The organism is Neoalteromonas facilis (assembly GCF_002807665.1).
Lineage (GTDB): Bacteria > Pseudomonadota > Gammaproteobacteria > Enterobacterales > Alteromonadaceae > Alteromonas_E > Alteromonas_E facilis.
The window spans coordinates 1-18,693 of sequence record NZ_PEAY01000002.1 but is presented as its reverse complement, the minus strand read 5'-3'; the positions used below and the strand labels follow the sequence as shown (position 1 = coordinate 18,693).

Annotated in this window: 18 protein-coding genes and 1 rRNA gene; 10 read left to right on the top strand and 9 right to left on the bottom strand. The window is 44.4% G+C overall.

All coding sequences use genetic code 11. From position 1 onward, the window contains the following. Position 1 precedes the first annotated feature (1 nt). Complete coding sequence (gene proB, locus CSH93_RS06210; RefSeq protein WP_100642381.1) at positions 2-1,120, bottom strand: glutamate 5-kinase; 1,119 nt, start codon at positions 1,118-1,120, stop codon at positions 2-4. Positions 1,121-1,423: 303 nt separating this feature from the next. Between proB and CSH93_RS18085 the strand changes: the two genes are divergently transcribed. Together CSH93_RS18085 and CSH93_RS06200 are read left to right on the top strand one after the other, a co-directional pair. Beyond that, entirely contained in the window at positions 1,424-1,783 is a 360-nt protein-coding gene (locus tag CSH93_RS18085; protein ID WP_240615511.1) for a hypothetical protein, read from the top strand. Beyond that, on the top strand, positions 1,784-3,100 hold the full coding sequence (locus tag CSH93_RS06200) for an ABC1 kinase family protein (protein WP_100642380.1): 1,317 nt from the start codon (positions 1,784-1,786) through the stop codon (positions 3,098-3,100). Positions 3,101-3,107: 7 nt separating this feature from the next. On the opposite strand, the gene CSH93_RS06195 is transcribed toward CSH93_RS06200, so the two are convergent. Then, on the bottom strand, positions 3,108-3,410 hold the full coding sequence (locus CSH93_RS06195) for a DUF6482 family protein (RefSeq protein ID WP_100642379.1): 303 nt from the start codon (positions 3,408-3,410) through the stop codon (positions 3,108-3,110). Between the two features lie 36 nt (positions 3,411-3,446). Beyond that, positions 3,447-4,658 (bottom strand): sterol desaturase family protein, encoded by a 1,212-nt coding sequence (locus CSH93_RS06190; RefSeq protein WP_100642378.1) that lies wholly within the window; start codon positions 4,656-4,658, stop codon positions 3,447-3,449. A gap of 194 nt (positions 4,659-4,852) precedes the next feature. Between CSH93_RS06190 and CSH93_RS06185 the strand changes: the two genes are divergently transcribed. Together CSH93_RS06185 and CSH93_RS06180 are read left to right on the top strand one after the other, a co-directional pair. Then, positions 4,853-5,719 (top strand): DUF3014 domain-containing protein, encoded by an 867-nt coding sequence (locus tag CSH93_RS06185; protein WP_100642377.1) that lies wholly within the window; start codon positions 4,853-4,855, stop codon positions 5,717-5,719. Beyond that, on the top strand, positions 5,709-6,254 hold the full coding sequence (locus tag CSH93_RS06180; RefSeq protein ID WP_100642376.1) for a DUF1285 domain-containing protein: 546 nt from the start codon (positions 5,709-5,711) through the stop codon (positions 6,252-6,254). Before CSH93_RS06185 ends, CSH93_RS06180 begins: the two co-directional genes overlap by 11 nt. A 2-nt stretch (positions 6,255-6,256) precedes the next feature. Here the strand turns inward: CSH93_RS06180 and CSH93_RS06175 are convergent, their stop codons facing one another. Next, positions 6,257-7,804, bottom strand: a complete 1,548-nt coding sequence (locus CSH93_RS06175; RefSeq protein ID WP_100642375.1) for a methyl-accepting chemotaxis protein — start codon at positions 7,802-7,804, stop codon at positions 6,257-6,259. A gap of 129 nt (positions 7,805-7,933) precedes the next feature. Here CSH93_RS06175 and CSH93_RS06170 point away from each other — a divergent pair, with 129 nt between their 5' ends. The 4 genes from CSH93_RS06170 (at position 7,934) to CSH93_RS06155 (ending at position 11,415) form a co-directional block, all read left to right on the top strand. Then, on the top strand, positions 7,934-9,214 hold the full coding sequence (locus CSH93_RS06170; RefSeq protein WP_100642374.1) for a metal-dependent hydrolase family protein: 1,281 nt from the start codon (positions 7,934-7,936) through the stop codon (positions 9,212-9,214). Continuing rightward, positions 9,215-9,787, top strand: coding sequence for a YqaA family protein (locus CSH93_RS06165; protein ID WP_100642373.1), 573 nt, complete (start codon positions 9,215-9,217; stop codon positions 9,785-9,787). It abuts the gene before it with no gap. 139 nt (positions 9,788-9,926) lie between these two features. Continuing rightward, positions 9,927-10,427, top strand: a complete 501-nt coding sequence (locus CSH93_RS06160; RefSeq protein ID WP_100642372.1) for a GAF domain-containing protein — start codon at positions 9,927-9,929, stop codon at positions 10,425-10,427. Between the two features lie 223 nt (positions 10,428-10,650). Continuing rightward, positions 10,651-11,415, top strand: a complete 765-nt coding sequence (locus CSH93_RS06155) for a class I SAM-dependent methyltransferase (RefSeq protein WP_100642371.1) — start codon at positions 10,651-10,653, stop codon at positions 11,413-11,415. A 22-nt stretch (positions 11,416-11,437) separates the two neighbouring features. Here CSH93_RS06155 and tusA read toward each other — a convergent pair whose 3' ends face one another. From tusA to rph, 3 genes are read right to left on the bottom strand one after another with little or no spacing between them, the layout of a single operon-like run. Then, positions 11,438-11,695: a sulfurtransferase TusA gene (gene tusA / locus CSH93_RS06150; protein ID WP_100642370.1), complete on the bottom strand. Its 258-nt coding sequence runs from the start codon at positions 11,693-11,695 to the stop codon at positions 11,438-11,440. Then, entirely contained in the window at positions 11,685-12,323 is a 639-nt protein-coding gene (gene pyrE / locus CSH93_RS06145; protein ID WP_100642369.1) for an orotate phosphoribosyltransferase, read from the bottom strand. The genes tusA and pyrE overlap by 11 nt, the downstream gene beginning before the upstream one ends. Positions 12,324-12,331: 8 nt before the next feature. After that, the gene (gene rph / locus CSH93_RS06140) at positions 12,332-13,045 is read right to left on the bottom strand and encodes a ribonuclease PH (RefSeq protein WP_100642368.1); all 714 of its coding nucleotides are present in this window, start codon (positions 13,043-13,045) and stop codon (positions 12,332-12,334) included. A 168-nt stretch (positions 13,046-13,213) separates the two neighbouring features. Here rph and CSH93_RS06135 point away from each other — a divergent pair, with 168 nt between their 5' ends. Continuing rightward, positions 13,214-14,077: a YicC/YloC family endoribonuclease gene (locus CSH93_RS06135; RefSeq protein ID WP_100642367.1), complete on the top strand. Its 864-nt coding sequence runs from the start codon at positions 13,214-13,216 to the stop codon at positions 14,075-14,077. A 162-nt stretch (positions 14,078-14,239) separates the two neighbouring features. Here the strand turns inward: CSH93_RS06135 and CSH93_RS06130 are convergent, their stop codons facing one another. Further along, the gene (locus CSH93_RS06130) at positions 14,240-18,226 is read right to left on the bottom strand and encodes a hybrid sensor histidine kinase/response regulator transcription factor (RefSeq protein WP_100642366.1); all 3,987 of its coding nucleotides are present in this window, start codon (positions 18,224-18,226) and stop codon (positions 14,240-14,242) included. A gap of 89 nt (positions 18,227-18,315) precedes the next feature. Between CSH93_RS06130 and CSH93_RS17910 the strand changes: the two genes are divergently transcribed. Further along, entirely contained in the window at positions 18,316-18,492 is a 177-nt protein-coding gene (locus CSH93_RS17910; protein ID WP_164078308.1) for a hypothetical protein, read from the top strand. Between the two features lie 68 nt (positions 18,493-18,560). On the opposite strand, the gene rrf is transcribed toward CSH93_RS17910, so the two are convergent. Beyond that, positions 18,561-18,676, bottom strand: a 5S ribosomal RNA gene (gene rrf / locus CSH93_RS06125). Between the last annotated feature and the right edge of the window lie 17 nt (positions 18,677-18,693).

Sequence of the window (18,693 nt, the reverse complement as noted above, 5' to 3'; positions counted from 1 at the left end):
CCTAGTCTGCAGTTTTTTCGATTAAAACCAGATCGTCTTTGTGTACGGCAGCATTGCCATAGGTGTAGCCCAGAACTGATTCAATTTGTCGGCTTTGCAGCCCTTTGATCAAATTAAGATCATGGCTGGAATACAACGTCAGCCCTTTAGCTAGGGTGTGTGTGCCATCGCCAGCCACAATTTCAATCAGGTCTCCATTGCTAAAGTGTCCCTCCACCCGCTTGATGCCGCTGGGTAACAATGATGCGTTACGTTGCGTAAGGGCATTGCTTGCCCCTTCATCAATCAACACTTTACCTTTTACCTTCAATGAATGTTTTAACCATTGGGTACGCGCTCGAGTAGCAGATTGCACAGGTTCAAATAGAGTACCCGGACACTCGCCATTCAATAAGGCATCAAATACGCTGCCAACACGGCCATTGACGATCAATGTTTGAATGCCGGCTTGTGTGCACTTCTCTGCCGCTTCTATTTTGGTTTTCATACCGCCGGTACCTAATCGAGTACCCGCACCACCCGCTAATTGGCGAATATCGTCATCTATCGACGTCACCCGAGGAATGAGCTTGGCTGCTGCATCTTTTCGCGGATCTGCGGTAAATAATCCATCGATATCAGAACACATGATCAGGGTATCGGCTTGCGCGACTAACGCGGTGTAAGCTGCCAAATTATCATTATCGCCAACTTTAATCTCATTGGTTGCAACCGAGTCGTTTTCATTCACGATTGGCAGCGCATCATGCTTCAATAGCTCTCGCAGTGTATTTTGCACATTCACAAAACGAGCGCGGTCACTTAAGTCGTCTGCTGTCAGCAATATTTGCGCACAGGGTACATCAAAGAAACGCGCCCAATTCGCCATCATTTGCGTTTGTCCGATAGCAGCCATCGCCTGCTTCTCGGCGATACTGGGGGAGTGAGTGACCGGTACTGATTTACGTCCTGCAGCCACGCTGCCGGATGAAACAATGATGACTTGTTTGCCTGCGTCTCGACTGGCACTGACAAATCGCGCTAGCGGCAGCAAATATTGAGCACTGCAATGCTCACCATCTGGTGCTACCAAAGCACTACCGACCTTGATCACTGCCCTTTGCCATTGAAACGCGCTCACGCTGCGACTCCCCCATCGTTGAAAACCCTGAGAATACGAGAATTCAATGAATACACAAGAGCAAAGCCACTGTTTGCGTTAAGTTATTTTGCTATCGCTTATATCAAACCGGTAACACAAGCTTTGTTACTATTGTTAAAACCTAGCGCAGTGCTGCATTGACTAAATCGGGTATATCGCGGGACAGACAATAATATTGGGTCATTGATGCGACTAAAGTCTTGTATGTTGATAGCTGGCGAAGTTGACCTAAGATTAAGAAATCGCAATCATGGGGGCAATTGATTTTAAAAGCAGAATACTATGCGCGAACAACGAGCAAAAGAGAAAGCCCTTAAAAAGGCAAAAGCAGAAGAAGCCGCTGCCGAGTCCAGTGAAAACACCTCTGAGACAAAGGCTGACGTTGTCACTCAATCATTTGCCAATACGAAAAATATTCTTTGGGTCATTTTAGCGGCGGGTATGGCCATCACGGTTATTGGCTCGCAATTCATGCCTGGCATCGTCGCCCATGGTTCCATGACATCGGTATACAGTGCCATGCTTTGGGTGGGTATATTCGGCGCAGCCCTCGCGCGTTACCTCAACAAGAGCGGCTGGATGGGATTCGCGGTAGGCAGTGGGTGCGGTGTATTACTCAATATATTGGCGAGTATCCTCTAAATGAGCAAAAAGGAGCGGTCGGTACCTAGCGGGCGCTTAACTCGCTTTGGGATGCTCGGTTCGCTTGCCACACGCGTGGCCGGCAATATGCTTACGCAAGGTGCTGGGCAACTGCTAAAAGGAGAACGCCCTGCGATTAAGGATTTGCTACTCACACCACAAAATGTAGGCAGAATTGCAGACCAGCTGGCTAGCATGCGCGGCGCCGCGATGAAGGTGGGGCAGCTCATTTCAATGGATGCCGGTGATATCATTCCAGAGCCTTTAGCCGATATTCTCGCGCGGCTTAGAAGTGACGCAGACCCAATGCCCAAAGAACAGTTAGCCAAGGTGATGAGTAACGCGATGGGGCCGAAATGGGCCGACCAGTTTTTATACTTTAGCTACGCCCCGATTGCGGCAGCCTCTATTGGCCAAGTACATAAGGCCATCCTGCCAAATGGCGATATGCTGGCGTTAAAGGTGCAATATCCTGGCGTAAAGCAGAGCATCGACAGTGATGTAGACAACGTTGCTACCTTGTTGTCTATGACTGGCCTATTACCTAAAGGGGTCGACTTTTCACCTTTACTTGCGGAAGCGAAGAGGCAACTGCACAGCGAAGCCGACTACACTTTCGAAGCCGACATGTTGGCAGCCTATCGAGACATCGTGAATGACGACCCGCGCTTTGCCATACCCGCGGTTTATCCTGAGTTTAGTGGCGATAACATATTGGCCATGAGCTTTATGAAGAGCGAGCCAATAGAGTCTCTGCAACAGGCTGATCAAGATACGCGTGATGCGCTCGCGAGTGCCCTGTTTGAATTGTTCTTCAAAGAGACCTTTTCGTTTAACCTGATCCAAACCGATCCTAATTTTGCGAATTACCGCTACGACCCAGAGAGCAAGCAAATTGTATTGCTGGATTTTGGTGCGACGCGTGCCTACTCAGCAGAGTTTATTGAGCTGTATCGTGAGTTAATGTCAGGCGTCTACTTCAATCAACCCGAGCGCGTTCGACAGGCCACATTGTCAATTGGCCTGATGAGCAAAAGCCTGGCAAATGAGTTACAAGATTTTATAGTCAGCATGTGTTTCGATGCCTGTGAACCACTAACTCATGACGGTGAATATGACTTTGGCACCACTGACTTAGGTAAACGTTTGCACGACAAGGGCATGAGTTTGAGTGGAAACGAAGCATTTTGGCATGTGCCACCCGCAGATTCTGTATTCTTACATCGAAAATTGGGTGGTGTCTTCCTACTTGCCTGTAACTTAAAAGCTAGAGTTAACGTTCGGGCGATTGCCAGTCAATACGTCACTGCGCAGTAAGTGCTCACTAATAAGGTTGAGACATTGAAAAAGGCAGTGCCATTCTTTCACTGGCCTTAGGCGGATTGCCAATCATTTCATCATAAGGTGTGTCGTGTACCATGACCGCCTTCAGCACTTCAAACTCGGCAAAGATTTCTCTGATTTGTTGTGCACTATGGAAACGTTGGGGGCGATCATTATCGTCATAAACCATACCGGTATGGGACCCAATGGTCAGTTGCACTAAGTACACATTCATTTCAAAAGAGTGCACTTCCAACAAATCAATGGCTTGATCAGGAGATAACGCGCTGAACGGAAATTTCATATAGCTAACACCTCTTTCAGTGAAGCTATTAATACGCTAGTTTGATAAAACCGGATCGGAACGATGCAGCAAGGCCCAGGCGGCACTAATAATTGCCAGACCAATCATTGTCCAGCTTAGCCACAAGGCAACCGGCATAAATACGACCATTGCGCCTAACGCCAACCACTTTAGGCTTTCTGCAAACACAAACCAGGATTTGCCTTCCAGTAATGCCCCTTGCGCAACAAGCACCAATACCAATACGGTGCAGGCAACCAATTGCTCAGTCATGTTAAACGTGTTGATGGTTAACAAGATAGCCACGGTAAGGACCAAGCTCAATAGCAACTGGATCAAAGCATAGACTTTCGCATGATTGCTCAGCACAATTTCAAACTTCTGGAAGGTGTCTGGGTTGAAGCGGGCTTTCGGTGGCAATTTAGCTAACACATCATCGGGTCGCCAACCGGTTCTGCCAAACCATACGCGAAATTTATCTTTCCAGCGTTTGGTTTGGACGCTGTCATGGATCAACTGTCGATAATGATGCCAATTAGCAAACAACGGGTTCCAACTGTTCAATTGTGAACGAATGCCGTATATCGGTGGATCTTCTTTCAACTCCGGTTGGAAGGTACCAAACATGCGGTCCCAAATGATAAATACACCACCGTAGTTTTTATCAATGTAACGGTCATTCTGCGCATGATGCACACGATGATTGGAAGGCGTGACTAAGATCCTGTCTAGCTCACCCAGTTCACCGACGTGACGAGTGTGAACCCAGAACTGATAAACCAGATTAAGCGCCGCAACGGTTGCCATCATTTCTATCGGCACACCTAAAAACGCCATAGGAATGAAAAACAACCAATTCAAAATCGAACCGCTGGTTTGGCGCAATGCCGTCGTGAGATTGTATTCTTCGCTGGAATGATGAACCACATGAGCAGCCCAAAGCACACTCATTTCATGCCCGAGCCGGTGATTCCAATAGTAAAAGAAATCATAAATAACAAAGGCCATTAGCCAATAAACCCATGAATCTGCCCACTGAAACAAGGCAAAGTCAGCGGCAAATAATGCATAAAGGCTCAACGGAATAAGCGTTTTGATAATCGTTGCAACACGACTGAGCATGCCAATACTCAAGCTGGCTATCGCATCATTTAAGCGGTAGTAACCTGTCTGGCGGTAATGATCGACAGCGAGCTCAATCGCCATCAACAGAAAGAAGCCAGGAATAGCATATAAGATAACGGTCATAAAAACTCTGTGTGTGCAAAGACATCGGATATCCTAAACCAATGCACACAGTAAAATAAAGTATTCACACCGATATGTGTGTCATCACCGATACATTAAACTGAACTAAAGTTTATTTACGAACTCTTGAAATAGTATGCATGGATACTATTTCTAAACTAAATACAGCGACTTAATTAAGGTAGGTAAGTTGAATGACGACTGAAGAGAGTCAAGCGAAATCACTCAAGCCGCATATCATCATTGCTGGCGGTTTATTGGCCGTTATAGCAGTTGTGTTACTTTGGCCTGCCAGTGAGTCTGAGGTGTCTCAGCAGCCGGTAGCCATAACGCCACCGCCCGTTGTGGAGCAGCCTCAGCAAGAACCTGAGCCGATGGTGGATGATACGCCGCTGACGACGCCTGACATTCAAGAAGTTGTGATTGAGCCTAGTGAGTCGCCAGAGCCATTACCCACCCAAGAGATAGAGCCAGACATCATCATTGATACATCTGATGCGGCCATCACTAGCGCGTTGTTAGAAATTGCCGACACACCGGTAATTGGCCATTTTATCGTAGATGACAGCTTATTACAGCGTTTTGTAGTAACCGTTAACAATCTTGCCAACGAAGATATTGCCCGTAACCACCAGCTGTTGGAGCCGCCAGAGCAAGCTTTCAAGGTATACCGCCAAGCGGATCGTGAGTGGATTGATGCCGCCAGCTACAAGCGTTATACCCCATACGTAGACGCACTTGAGACACTTGATAACGAAAAGCTCGTCTCGCTCTACAAACGCTATGAAGACGACATCAAAGAAACGTTTGCTGAGATTGCAGAGCCAGGAGAATCTTTTGAAGAAGTGTTTGCAGAAGCCATTGACGTGCTTCTCGACACGCCCGAAATTCCAACGCCCGTGGAAGTGTATCGTGACAGCGTGATGTACAAATACAAAGATGAACGTATTGAATCGCTTAGCTTGCCGCAAAAGCAACTGCTGCGCTTAGGGCCGGACAACATGCGCCGCGTAAAAGCCAAACTACGCGATCTAAAGAGCCAATTGGAAAATGGATCTTAACCAGCTTCAAAAGTCGTTAGGCGACAACGCAGCCGAACAATCGTTACCTCCCGTAGAGCGCTGGAACCCAGCGTTCTGTGGTGACATTGATATTAACATTGCGCGCAATGGCCAATGGTTTTACATGAAATCCCCTATTGGCCGCAAAGCGCTGGTTCGCCTGTTTTCCACAATCATAAAGCGTGAAGACGATGAGTACTTTTTGGTCACGCCAGTCGAAAAGGTTCGCATCACGGTGGAAGACGTACCCTTTGTTATCACTGAGTGGGAACAGCAAGACGAAAAGCTAGTGGTGAAAACTCAAACCGACGACGTTGTTGTCGTGGGCGAGCAGCACCCTGTTGAATTACGCTATGACGAAGCGAGTCAAACTCATATTCCCTATGTAAACGTGCGGCGCAACCTGTGGGCTCGGATACATCAGAATATTTTTTATCAGTGGGCAGAAATAGCACGCCTCGAAGAGCAAGATGATGGCTCTACCGAGGCGTTATTAATGAGTGGCGATTACGAGTTTTCTATTGGCCAAGTGTAACCTTAACGTTTAAAGGTATCGCTCAACCCCGCTATTTGACTAATGCTATTGGCCAAACTACTCATCGAATTCGACATCGATTGTGCAAGCTGGTCATTGTGTGAGGCTGCAGCTTCGATTTCATTCACATTTGATTCAATGCTACTGCATGCTTGCTCTTGGTCTCTAACCGCCATTGCAATGCTCTGTGAATGCTTGCTGATATCATCAATCATGGTGTATATCTCACCGATGATATCGGCTGAGCGGTTAGCTTGCTCTACGCTACCTTCTGCGCTTTCACTGGAGCTTTGCATAGCGCTAACCCATTGATCCAGCGTACTGCGCATCAAAGATAGGCTATCGACGATATTACCTGCTGATTGTTGGGTGCGCGTGGATAACGCTCTTACCTCATCGGCAACAACCGCAAAACCGCGACCACTTTCACCGGCGCGAGCAGCCTCAATGGCAGCATTTAGCGCGAGCAAATTCGTCTGTTCGGCAATGGCTTCAATTTCACCCATGGTCGCCGAAACTTTGTCTGCGGCAGATTTGAGGTCATCCGCGGTACTGGCGGCTTGCTTAACGAAAGTCGATAGCTCACTGACACTGTCACGGCCAGACAAAATAAGGGTTTTCGCGTGTGCGCATTGCTCATTGGTCTTGGCAATGTTTTCACTGGTTTGCCCCACACTGGCTAACACTTCACGGCTTGAGTGCGTCATTTGTTGCATTGCAACTGATATACCATGGACTTCCTGTTTCTGCCTCGCAATGCTTTGCGTTGTTTGCTCAACATCGTGTTTAGACTGCTGCGCAATTTCGTCTAAATGCACCGCCGCATCCATAGTGCGACCAAGCACAGTGCGCTGCATACCTTTTTGCAGCCCAATGTGAAAATCAAACACGCTCAACGCACCACGGCCGTGCAGCACAAACCGGCTGACACTGTCATAGTCAGCACGCAATTCTGCCGCACGTTGTGGAAAGTCCACCAGCTCACTTTTGAACAAGTAAAAACCGACCGTTTGCATAGCGATAAGCACAATCGCAGCCGTCCAGCTGAACATGATCCCAAGCACCAAAGCCAGCGCAACGAATACAGCTAAAAACGCATATAAACGCACAGCAAAGGTAATTTCTTTAATGCTCGATAGTTTGCCTTGATTGATGTCACGATATAAACGCGTAGCGCGCGAAACACGTTCAGACGTTGGTTTTACGCGTACTGATTGATAACCCTGTAGTTTACCGTCATGAAAAATAGGCGTTACAAATGCATCCACCCAATAGTAACTGCCGTCTTTACACAGGTTTTTGACAATCCCTCGCCACGCATGACCCTTTTCCAAGTGATCCCACATGTCTTTAAATGCAGCCTTGGGCATGTCCGGATGACGCACAATGTTGTGGTTCTTGCCAACCAGCTCATCCGGCTCGTAGCCAGCAACACGGCAAAAGACATCATTCGCATAGGTAATGATGCCGCGACGATCAGTCGTAGATACCAGTTCTTCGCTTTCAGGGAATGTAACTTCGTTATCTCGTATTGTTTGGTTTCGCCGCATATTTTTACCTACCAACCTAAATGCATATTAAGTCTAGCCAATTGATGTTACTTTTCAAAAAAGTGTCAATGTTGCGTAAAACAACAACTTACACTAATGTGGCTCATCTCAAAATAGAGGAACCGGATAATGCGAAAAATAATATTTGCCTTGAGTATATTGTTTATTTTCGGCACAGAAGCAAAAACCTTAATTCATGCGGGCAAGTTAATCACCGCAGAGAACGATAAAGTTCTGTCTGAACAAACCATTGTAGTTGATGGCAATACAATTGTGGCGATTGAATCTGGATACATCGAACCTGACGCCGCTGGTGTCACTGTTGTTGATTTACGTGACAGTACGGTAATGCCAGGTTTTATGGATATGCACGTGCATTTATCCCAACAGCATGGTGGTCCAGCAACCTACTTGAAGCGCTTCACGGCGAATGAAGCAGATGCTGCATTGACAGCTGCTCACTATGCAGAAAAGACACTGATGGCGGGTTTTACCACAGTGAGAAATTTGGGCGATGGTTACAATGAAACCGTCGCACTTCGTAATGCCATCAACCAAGGCATGCATACGGGCCCGCGTATTTTTACCGCGGCTAAATCCATTGCAACGACAGGCGGCCATGCCGACCCAACCAATGGACACAGTGCACGTTTAGCCGGAAATCCTGGCCCTAAAGAGGGTGTAATCAACGGTATTGCCGATGCTCGAAAAGCCGTTCGTCAGCGCTATAAAGACGGTGCTGATATGATTAAAATCACCGCTACTGGCGGCGTACTAAGCCTCGCCAAGAGTGGCCAAAATCCTCAGTTTATGAATGATGAATTAGAGGCGATAGTTGCAACGGCAAAAGATTACGACATGACCGTCGCCGTACATGCCCATGGTACCGAAGGTATGAAACGCGCAATCAAAGCTGGCGTTGATTCCATTGAACACGGCACCTATATGGACAAAGACACCATCAAACTGATGAAAAAGCATAGCACCTACTACGTACCCACCATTTTGGCAGGCGTGTTCGTAGCCGAAAAAGCTAAAATTGATGGTTACTTCCCTGATATCGTTCGCCCCAAGGCAGCGGCTATCGGCCCGCTTATTCAAGAAACCTTCAAGCGCGCACACAAAGCAGGTGTGAAGATTGCCTTTGGGACTGACTCCGGTGTATCACCTCACGGTGATAACGCTCGTGAATTCGCGTTAATGGTCGAAGCGGGTATGTCACCCATGGATGCGATCATCAGCGCAACGCGCAATGCCGCAGATTTACTGAAAGTGAGTGATGAGTTAGGCACACTCAGCGTGGGTAAGAAGGCAGACATCGTTGCGGTATCCGGCGACCCACTCAGTGACATTACACGTCTACAAGCCATTGAGTTTGTGATGAAAGATGGGAACGTTTACAAGCAATAAATGCGTAAACGTATAAAGCGCCGCGTGCGGCGAATGGTCACATCCAAGCATATGCTTAAGGGTGTGACTATTGCCTCGTTCCTTGAATCCACCATAGTACCTGTCCCACTAGAAGCTATTTTAGTTCCCTTAATGCAAGCCCGTCGCGACCAGATCTGGTGGATAGCGTTTATGGCGACTGTGGGTTGTATTATGGGCGCATTGTTTGGCTATGCGCTGGGTTATTTTCTGTTTGATTTACTGGGCGACTGGCTGATCAGCTTGTTTTCCTCTCCTGAGCAATGGCAAGTCGTTAAAGAACGCATGGACCAAGACGGTTTTTGGTTTGTGTTGTCGCTGGGTATCATTCCAATCCCCTTTCAAATCGCCATGATAGCGGCCGGTGCCACCCAATTTTCACTCGCGTTGTACTTATTAGCAACAGGACTTTCTCGCAGTCTACGCTATTTTGGTTTGGCACTGGTTGTAAAATTGGCCGGGGATCACGCAGAGCGCGTGATAAAGCGGCATCGTTATAAAGCCACTATCATGCTGACGGTTTCACTTGTAATTATTTGGTGGCTTTCACGCTAAGCAATGCCTGACATATAAAATCTGAAACCTAAAATAGACGCAATGGTGTGCGCAAACAACGCCCTATCAATGTGCTATCCAACCAATAATTGCTTTCTTGTGCTATATTCAACGCGAGCACGCTGACTAATGTTGATAAATGGATATTGACCCACTCACACAATTAAGTATGTCGTTATCGAAGCCAAAATCTCGCACAGAGCAGCTTCGACTCACGTGCTGTGCTATCAGTGATATTGTGCCGAATGCCAACAGGATCAGCTTGTGGCAATTTAACCAAGATAAATCCGCTATCTCTTGTCTCGCCCTATTGGATGATAAAGACTTTTCAGAGCCGAAAGGTCTAGTTCTTACAAGAGAAGACTTTCCGCCCTACTTTGCCGCCATTTTGAAACGCGAATCTATCTCAGCATCTGATGCACGCAATCACCCGGATACCGCTTGTTTTAATGAAAGCTACTTTTTTGAGAAAGACATCTATTCCTTGCTAGATTATATTTTTAGCCATGAATTCGTGCCCTTTGGCATCATTTGTTGCGAGAGCGTCGGTCGACAGGTTGAATGGACAGATGAAGACTTGGAAAACGTAAAACGGGCGGCACGCATCGTATCCATCTTTTCAACCATGGAAGCGATTTAAGGCTGTGGTAACCCCTCTTTTATCCCTATCCTTCTAAATAGAACGCTTTGCTTCATATTGGGGTAATGTGTTGAAACCAAATCGCGTGTCATATGTCTAGTACTATCTGCATCTATCGGAAAAAACTGATCTCTATCGCATAAAGATACGTTTTTTCATCTGATGCGTTTAAAGTTTATCCTGATTGATAACCATTAAGCTTCACAATAATAAGGACAACGACATGAAGAAATTTACCGCCAGCCTACTTGCCTCGGCACTAGTATTAGGTCTCAGCAGTACAGCAGCCATGGCTGACCATCATAGCGTGGAAGACAAAGTCAAAGCGGCTATGCAGTCTGAAATTCGAAGCGATGCAGAAAAAGAGCGAGATCGTAATCGTCGCCCAGTAGAAACCTTGGCGTTTTTTGGCCTGAAAGAAGACATGAAAATCGTTGAACTGTTACCCGGTGGCGGTTGGTATACCAAGTTATTGGTCCCAGTAGTCGCTGAGAAAGGCGAATACAATGCGGCAATTGGCACTGGCACCATTAAAAACCGCTTGGCCGATCAGCCGGGCTTTGAAAAAATGAACATCGTAGCGGAAGATGCCAAAGTGTGGCGTGAAGAGGGGGCTGACTTCTATTCACTTTCGTTAGACTCGCTTGGAGTTACAGATGCCGATATGGTGTTGACCTTCCGTAATTATCACAACTTCAGTGACGAAGGACGTGCCGCTATGAACAAGGCCGCGTTTGATGCATTGAAGTCTGGCGGTGTATACGCTGTTGTCGATCACACTGCTCGCCATATGGAGCCTAAAAATCGTTCTAATGGGCGCCGCTTTGATCCGGTACAAGCCATTAAAGAAATCCAAGATGCAGGCTTTAAGTTTGTCGACTTTACCGACCTTCATTACCGTGAAGACGATGAACTGGAATATGAAGTGGGCGCGCGTAGCGTGAGCGGCAATACCGACCGCTTTACCTTAAAGTTCGTTAAACCGTAAGGCCAAGCGAAACCGAAGTAATTCAAAGCCCCTTTTGGATGATATATCGAAAAGGGGTTTTTTCTATCTCACTGGCAATAAGTGTGTGATCCATGAAACGGCAAAAGCTGGGGATATCGCGCACCGTCGCAGGATCATCCGCTAACACGCTCAAGGTCTGACCGTCTGTCATTTTGCGTATTTGCAGCCTGATCATCATCACCGGCTCAGGACAACGAAGCCCCATAGCATCAAGCGCTACATCAGCTTCGTTAAACTGCACATCAAATTCAGATGCCATACTGCTCGCGGTATTGATTGATTTTAGCGACGGCGTCTTGCTCACCTTGCTCAGTTAAATACTCAACCACATCACTTAATGTCACGATGGCAATAACTTGGGTATTAAAATCACGTTCGACTTCCTGAATAGCCGATAACTCGCCTTGGCCGCGCTCTTGTCTATCCAGCGCAATTAAGACGCCGGCCAGATTAGCATTATGCGCTTCAATCAGTTGCATAGACTCACGGATCGCTGTACCTGCTGTGATCACATCATCAACCAACATAACATCGCCAGTCAGTGCACTGCCGACCAAATTACCGCCCTCACCGTGAGTTTTGGCTTCTTTACGGTTAAAGCAATAAGGTACGTCACGCTGATGATCATTGGCCAGTGCAACAGCCGTTGTGGTTGCAATAGGAATCCCTTTATAGGCAGGGCCAAACAGCAAATCAAACGACACATTGGCGTTTACCAAAGCACTGGCATAAAAACGCCCAAGCTTAGCTAAGTCACCACCGGTATTAAACAAGCCCGCATTAAAAAAGTACGGACTGGTTCGCCCTGACTTTAAGGTAAATTCACCAAACTTTAGTACACCGCGAGCAATCGCGAATTCAATAAACTCTCGTTGATAATCGCGCATGGCCACCCTCAGCTAAGTGCTAATTTTTGTGAATCGAACAACTCTTTTAAACCTGCCTTGGCAATGGTTAGCAATTCATCTAACTCTTCAAAGCTAAACGGTTCGCCTTCAGCGGTGCCTTGCACCTCAATCAATTTACCGGTGTCTGTCATAACAATGTTCATGTCCGTTTCTGCGGCAGAGTCTTCAACATATTCCAAGTCAGCCACAGCACTGCCGTTATAGATACCAACAGACAACGCAGCAATCATGTGCTTAAGCGGATTCGCTTTGATAATACCTTTGCTACGCATATGGGTTAATGCATCAACTAAGGCCACACAAGCGCCTGTAATAGAGGCTGTACGAGTGCCACCGTCGGCCTGAATAACGTCGCAGTCTACCGTAATGGTGTTTTCACCCAAGATAGATAAATCAACCGCGGCGCGTAATGAGCGCGCAATCAAACGCTGAATTTCAAGCGTTCTACCGCCTTGCTTGCCACGTGCGGCTTCACGATCTGAGCGTGTATGCGTTGCACGCGGTAACATGCTGTATTCCGCGGTGATCCAACCTTTTCCCTGGCCCTTCATAAACCGAGGCACCCCTTCAACAACTGAGGCATTACAGATAACTTTTGTGTTACCGAACTCAATTAACACTGAGCCCTCTGCGTGACAGGTGAAGTTACGGGTAATAGTAACAGGGCGGATCTGGCTGGCGGTTCTTCCGCTTGGGCGCATGCGGCTCTCCTAAACTGGGTAGATAAAAATTAACGGGCGAAGTATAGCGTACTGCGCGGCTGGGGAAAAAGGTTTAACCGAATTCAGGTAAAATCTCATTCTGCACTGCAGCGCATTTAGGGTAGAATGCCCTTTCAAACTAAAGTGTATACAAGATGGGAGTTTATAATGATTTACAGCATGACAGGATTTGCCCGCCACGAAGTCAAAGGCGACTGGGGTACTGCGGTATGGGAAATTCGTTCTGTGAATCAACGTTTTTTAGAAACCTACTTTAGACTCCCTGAACAACTCAGAGCATTAGAGCCTGTGCTACGCGAACGTTTTCGTAAAGCGCTACAACGCGGCAAAGTAGAATGTAATTTACGTTACACCGCTAATGAAGGCGCCGTTGGTCAGTTAAGCTTAAACGAAGAGCTGGCAAAACAACTCTTACATGCGGCTGACTGGGTGCAATCACACGGACAATCTACCGGTGTAAACCCTGTTGATATTTTACGTTGGCCGGGCGTAGTAGCGGCAGAAGAAGCCGACATGGATACCATTCAAGCAGAAGTGCTCAAAGGCTTTGATCAAACATTAAATGAATTTAAAGATTCACGCGCGACCGAGGGGCAAAACCTCCGTTCAATGATTGAACAGCGTTTAGATGCCATTACTTTGGAAGTAGACAAAGTCGCTACGCAAATGCCAAATATTATCGACTGGCAACGCGATCGCATTAAAACCCGTTTTGAAGAAGCCAAAGTAGAGCTAGACCCAACCCGAGTTGAGCAAGAAATGGTGATGTTAGCCCAGCGCATAGATGTAGCCGAAGAGCTTGACCGTTTGCATTCTCATGTGGGTGAAACTAAAAAAATCTTAGAAAAAGGCGGCGCTGTAGGCCGACGCCTTGATTTTATGATGCAGGAATTTAACCGCGAATCGAATACCCTAGGCAGTAAATCAATAAACGCAGAGATCACCCAATCAGCGGTTGAACTTAAAGTGTTGATAGAGCAAATGCGTGAGCAAATCCAGAATATTGAGTAAATAGTTTACTAAAAGTTATAAACGAGTCTAGTGGTATAGATTAATGAATACACTAAAGCTTTGTTTTGATGCCTAAAAGTCAATAAGGTTAAGTATTAATCAATCTTAAAAAAGGTAGATGCTAGGCTACACGTCTCCGCAGAAAGCTTTTGGATTCCCAATTTATTTTCCCGCGCACATGCTTTCTTTTGATAGGTGTTCAATGGGCTTCGGCTTCCTATTGGTTTGAATGTACTGGGTCGGAGTCATATTAAAGTACTCTTTGAAGCACATTCCGAAATACGATGGTGATCCAAAACCTAAATCGTATGCAACATCTGAAATGTTGTCGGAAACAAGTAATCTTTTTGCCGCCTTTTTAAGGCGGTATTGCTTCACGAATCCAGTAAAACTTAAATCTAGAAATTCGTTCAACTTTCGATTTAACTGGCGATCAGTACAACTCAATGCTGATGCTGCGAATTCTCGATTAAATGATGGATCAGTATAGTGTTGCTGCAGTAAGACAACTAAATTCATATAAAACCGTTGATCCTTTTCATCTTCGAACACTGGCATTACAATATCTTCTAAATCTAGCGTTTCCAATTGCTTCGTGTCTTCTACATTTACTTGATAAATTTGAGCTTCAATTATTCGCTCTACCTTAAGCTTTAACTCCATTTGGTCAAAAGGCTTTATAAAATAGTCATTTGCTTTGGCGTGCAACGCTTCCAGCCTCAACCCCTTATCAGGATTTGCAGATATGATTATTATTGGCATGTGAGAGGTATTATTTTCTGACCTAAGCTGTTTACATATGGTAATCGCATTCTTAAGTGGTAAATCAGAGTCCAATATCACACAATCTGGAACTATTGATCGAGCGATCTCCAGTGCTTCATTACCATTTCCAGCTCGAATACACCTGAATTTAGGCTCAAACATTTTTGATATTGAACTTCTAATATGGATAGATGAATCGGCAACTAAGATTACTTCTTTATCTGCTAGAGTGTGATGTTTGCTGTTAATAATATCCCCGTCTCCATTTTCTTCTACGCACATTGAATCAAGGGGAACAATCTTTTTGGGGTCAATTTTTACTACAGGTTCATTTAGCTGTTGCTGAATTTCAAATCGGACCGTGAACTTAGTTCCGACCCCTAACTCACTTTCAACAATAATGCTGCCATCGTTTGCCCGCACGAGTTCGTTAACTACCGCTAAACCTAAACCACTACCTTCTACATTTTCATTGTTATCTAGCTTAGTAAATCGCTCATAAATTCGATCAACATCGTCTTTAGCGATACCACAGCCTTTATCAATAACTTCAATATCTACATACTCTCCTTGTATTTTGGGGCGAATGAGGATTTCATCATTTGAATCAGAGTACTTGATTGCATTTGCTAGCAAATTTGAAAATATTCTTTCAAACGAGTTCTTATTCACCCGAATGTATATCTTCTTTTTTCCTTTTAAAGTCAATCTTACCTTTTTCTGTCGTGCAAACTCTTCGTAGCACTCTATAAGGGCAGACAAGCTATCAATAACATCCAGTGTAACCCCGCTATCCTGCTTATCACCCACCAATGCTTCTAACTCATGCATTTGATCTAACAAAGTATTAACTCGCGAAATTGTGCTTAAAGAGGAAGTTATACTTTCATTCAAATCTTCCCTCCTACGGTGGTCATTTGCTGAATCCAACCAACATGATACTTGAGTTAATGGGTTTCGAATTTCTCTAGAGAGGCTTCTAAACATCATCTTTTCTTTTTGAAGAGCGGAGGATAAGGCTGAAACTTTTTTAGCTAGCTTTGATGTTTGCCCTTCAGTATAAGATTTTGCAAAAGCAATGTGACTCGCCTTGCTTTTTCTTGTCAGTAGTTTGACTAAGAAAATTAATAGGATTACGAGAATAAAGTATAAGAAAAAGGCTTCTAACGTAAACCAAATAGGTGGTAATACGATTATCTTCCTGCTCGCAATGGGCTGTTCAGCAATTGACTGCTTATCAATCGCCCGTACCTGAAACTCATATTCACCGAATGGTAGTGATGAGTAACTAACATATGCATTTCCCTTTGTTGCTGCTTTCCATTCGTTGGACAGCCCCAACAATCTATATTCAAAATACAGATAATCGTGGTCTATTGGATCCCGAGCAGCGAAGTGTATTTCTGTTAAATAAACGTCGTTTTTAATTTCTGTATAGAGTGAGCGTTCTTGCCTTAGATCGTAGTCTACATATCCAGCATCTTGCCCAGTACCTGAAAAACTTCTAATTTCATAAATATCTAATATACTTTTTCTCTGTAAATCACGGTTTAAAGATTTGCCAAAGAATTGTGGCTCTAAGGTATAAGACAAATAGTCACCGATAACTAAGAGCTTTTTTCCATTATCAATCGAAATGATTCCTTCATACTCAAAATCTACATCAACTATGCCATATTGAATACCAACCTTTTGCACCCACCCTTTGGATTCGTCCACACGATATAAGCCATCACTAGTTGATACCCAAGTATGCCCAATCTCATCAATATTTATTCCACGAACATTTTGACTTTTTAAGTGACTATTTATTACCGAACGAGACAAAGTAAGATTTTCTGATTCTAGCTTTAAAACTCCATTTCCACTTGAACAAAACAAAATGGTACCGCTAAGAGATTTACTTGCGCATTCAAGTTGGACATTGTTTTGAAATTCGGTATGTTCGATTTGGAACCAGTTGCTTCCATTATGGGAGTAGTAGATTCCGTTGAAATAATCTTGGGCGATTAATGCGTCACCCACACTAAATAAAATATCTGGAGAAAAGTCTATAGGTATTTTATTTAATTCAAGATCTTGGGATAGACTATAGATCTCTCCATTCTCGTTTAAAATAAATCCACTATCACCTAAAATCTCAAGGTCAACTAACTTGCCAGGAATATCTAATTTATTCAGTAAATTAACTCTGGTATTGATTTCGTCCAAGCCCAACACCCATGCTCCATCAGTGATGTCACTAGCGATTAGATGATTACCAAATGAAAGCACCATTTCCCATTTCGAATCGCTCAGTAATTCAATTAATTCACCGGTATCACTATTTAATTTATAAATCTTACTGTTAAAACCAACTATTGATGTTTGGCCATTAGTCCAAAACCCTTGAAACCTCCCTGTTTGTAGTAACCCTTTATTACTTAGAAACTTTAAATCTTGATAGCTCCTTGGTAGAACAGCGACACCAAACCTGGGCCCACCAATCAATATGTTACCCGATACTGTTCTTTCAATATCATAAACTACGTTTACATAATTGGATTCTAATATCGGACTGAGCAGGCTATTAGAACTCTCTTTATCACTTACATATTGAAGAGAATCACCAGCTATTAAAAGCTCGGTGTCATTGATATGTAATATGTCGTTCGTTCCAAAACTAATATCTAGGCTATTTAAAACGGTGGACAGACTTTTCGATTTCAAATCATATTTGTAAATTACATCAGCAGTTATTACATACAGCAATTTATCAGTTAAATTTATTTGAGTTTCATTGACCGTGCTACCTTCAACATAACCAAAGAGCTTTTCAATATTTTGAGTCTTAAGTGTGTACCTAAATACGCCCTGCTTCGTAGAAAAAATAAAACTTTCTTCACTTTCCACAACCAAACCAATAGCAAGCTCTTCATTTATGATCCCTACGGAATTAAGATCATCAAACGATACGAGCTTTATCCCTATCTCGGTTATTAGTAAAACATGCTCATCATTTATTTTTTCGATTCTTAGAACAAAGTTATCCAAATCATCGCCGTAATAGATACCATCTAATACAGTTTCGCTGTGTAAATCTAAGATAAAAACCCCATCACCGTAAGTACCTATCCATAGTGCTCCACCTACAAGGTTTATTGAAGTTATAGGCGCTGTTGTAACTTTATTGAGCCAATCTACCTTTTTTAGAGAATCTCCTTGCTTTAGAAATAGTCCGTTGTCGGCCCCTATATAAATCACACTGCCGTCTATAAAAATGTCGTACACAATACCGAAAGCATTATTTTTTCCCCCATCTATCGCTTGGATAGGATTCTTATTCAGCATTGCTGATGAGACAGCATTAGAAAAAAAGAAAAGAAAAATGAATAAACGTCCCATGTTTAATAACTTCCGTCCAGAATTTTATATGCTAAGAGTAAATACTCAGATATACATAATTGCACACTTTTTAACCAAATGGAAAAGCAATGGGAAATACAAATCGAGTAGTAAAAAATGTAGACGCTGAACTCTATGAGCTAAAAGAAGCAGATTTAGAACGAATATATGGGGGGACTCTATCTAGCAAATTAGATAATGAGATTGATGGCCCTATTGAAGGAGGGATAGAGCCTTGGAAAAAGCGAAAACCTAAAGGCAACTAGATTGGATAGCAAAAAATCACCTGCCAAAAGCAAAAAACCCAGCGTGAGCTGGGTTTCTTAGATTGGGAGTCTGGCGATGTGCTACTCTCACATGGGGAAACCCCACACTACCATCGCCGCTAACGTGTTTCACTTCTGAGTTCGGAATGGATTCAGGTGGTGCCACGTCGCTATTGTCGCCAGACATAAACTGGTTTTAAC

Coding starts and splice junctions, on each gene's coding strand:
- CSH93_RS06185 (WP_100642377.1), top strand. CDS start 4,853: ATGACGACTGAAGAGAGTCAAGCGAAATCACTCAAGCCGCATATCATC.
- CSH93_RS06165 (WP_100642373.1), top strand. CDS start 9,215: ATGCGTAAACGTATAAAGCGCCGCGTGCGGCGAATGGTCACATCCAAG.
- CSH93_RS17910 (WP_164078308.1), top strand. CDS start 18,316: ATGGGAAATACAAATCGAGTAGTAAAAAATGTAGACGCTGAACTCTAT.
- CSH93_RS06195 (WP_100642379.1), bottom strand. CDS start 3,410: ATGAAATTTCCGTTCAGCGCGTTATCTCCTGATCAAGCCATTGATTTG.
- CSH93_RS06200 (WP_100642380.1), top strand. CDS start 1,784: ATGAGCAAAAAGGAGCGGTCGGTACCTAGCGGGCGCTTAACTCGCTTT.
- CSH93_RS06155 (WP_100642371.1), top strand. CDS start 10,651: ATGAAGAAATTTACCGCCAGCCTACTTGCCTCGGCACTAGTATTAGGT.
- CSH93_RS06135 (WP_100642367.1), top strand. CDS start 13,214: ATGATTTACAGCATGACAGGATTTGCCCGCCACGAAGTCAAAGGCGAC.
- rph (WP_100642368.1), bottom strand. CDS start 13,045: ATGCGCCCAAGCGGAAGAACCGCCAGCCAGATCCGCCCTGTTACTATT.
- CSH93_RS06190 (WP_100642378.1), bottom strand. CDS start 4,658: ATGACCGTTATCTTATATGCTATTCCTGGCTTCTTTCTGTTGATGGCG.
- CSH93_RS06175 (WP_100642375.1), bottom strand. CDS start 7,804: ATGCGGCGAAACCAAACAATACGAGATAACGAAGTTACATTCCCTGAA.
- tusA (WP_100642370.1), bottom strand. CDS start 11,695: ATGGCATCTGAATTTGATGTGCAGTTTAACGAAGCTGATGTAGCGCTT.
- CSH93_RS06130 (WP_100642366.1), bottom strand. CDS start 18,226: ATGGGACGTTTATTCATTTTTCTTTTCTTTTTTTCTAATGCTGTCTCA.
- pyrE (WP_100642369.1), bottom strand. CDS start 12,323: ATGCGCGATTATCAACGAGAGTTTATTGAATTCGCGATTGCTCGCGGT.
- CSH93_RS06160 (WP_100642372.1), top strand. CDS start 9,927: ATGGATATTGACCCACTCACACAATTAAGTATGTCGTTATCGAAGCCA.
- CSH93_RS06170 (WP_100642374.1), top strand. CDS start 7,934: ATGCGAAAAATAATATTTGCCTTGAGTATATTGTTTATTTTCGGCACA.
- CSH93_RS06180 (WP_100642376.1), top strand. CDS start 5,709: ATGGATCTTAACCAGCTTCAAAAGTCGTTAGGCGACAACGCAGCCGAA.
- CSH93_RS18085 (WP_240615511.1), top strand. CDS start 1,424: ATGCGCGAACAACGAGCAAAAGAGAAAGCCCTTAAAAAGGCAAAAGCA.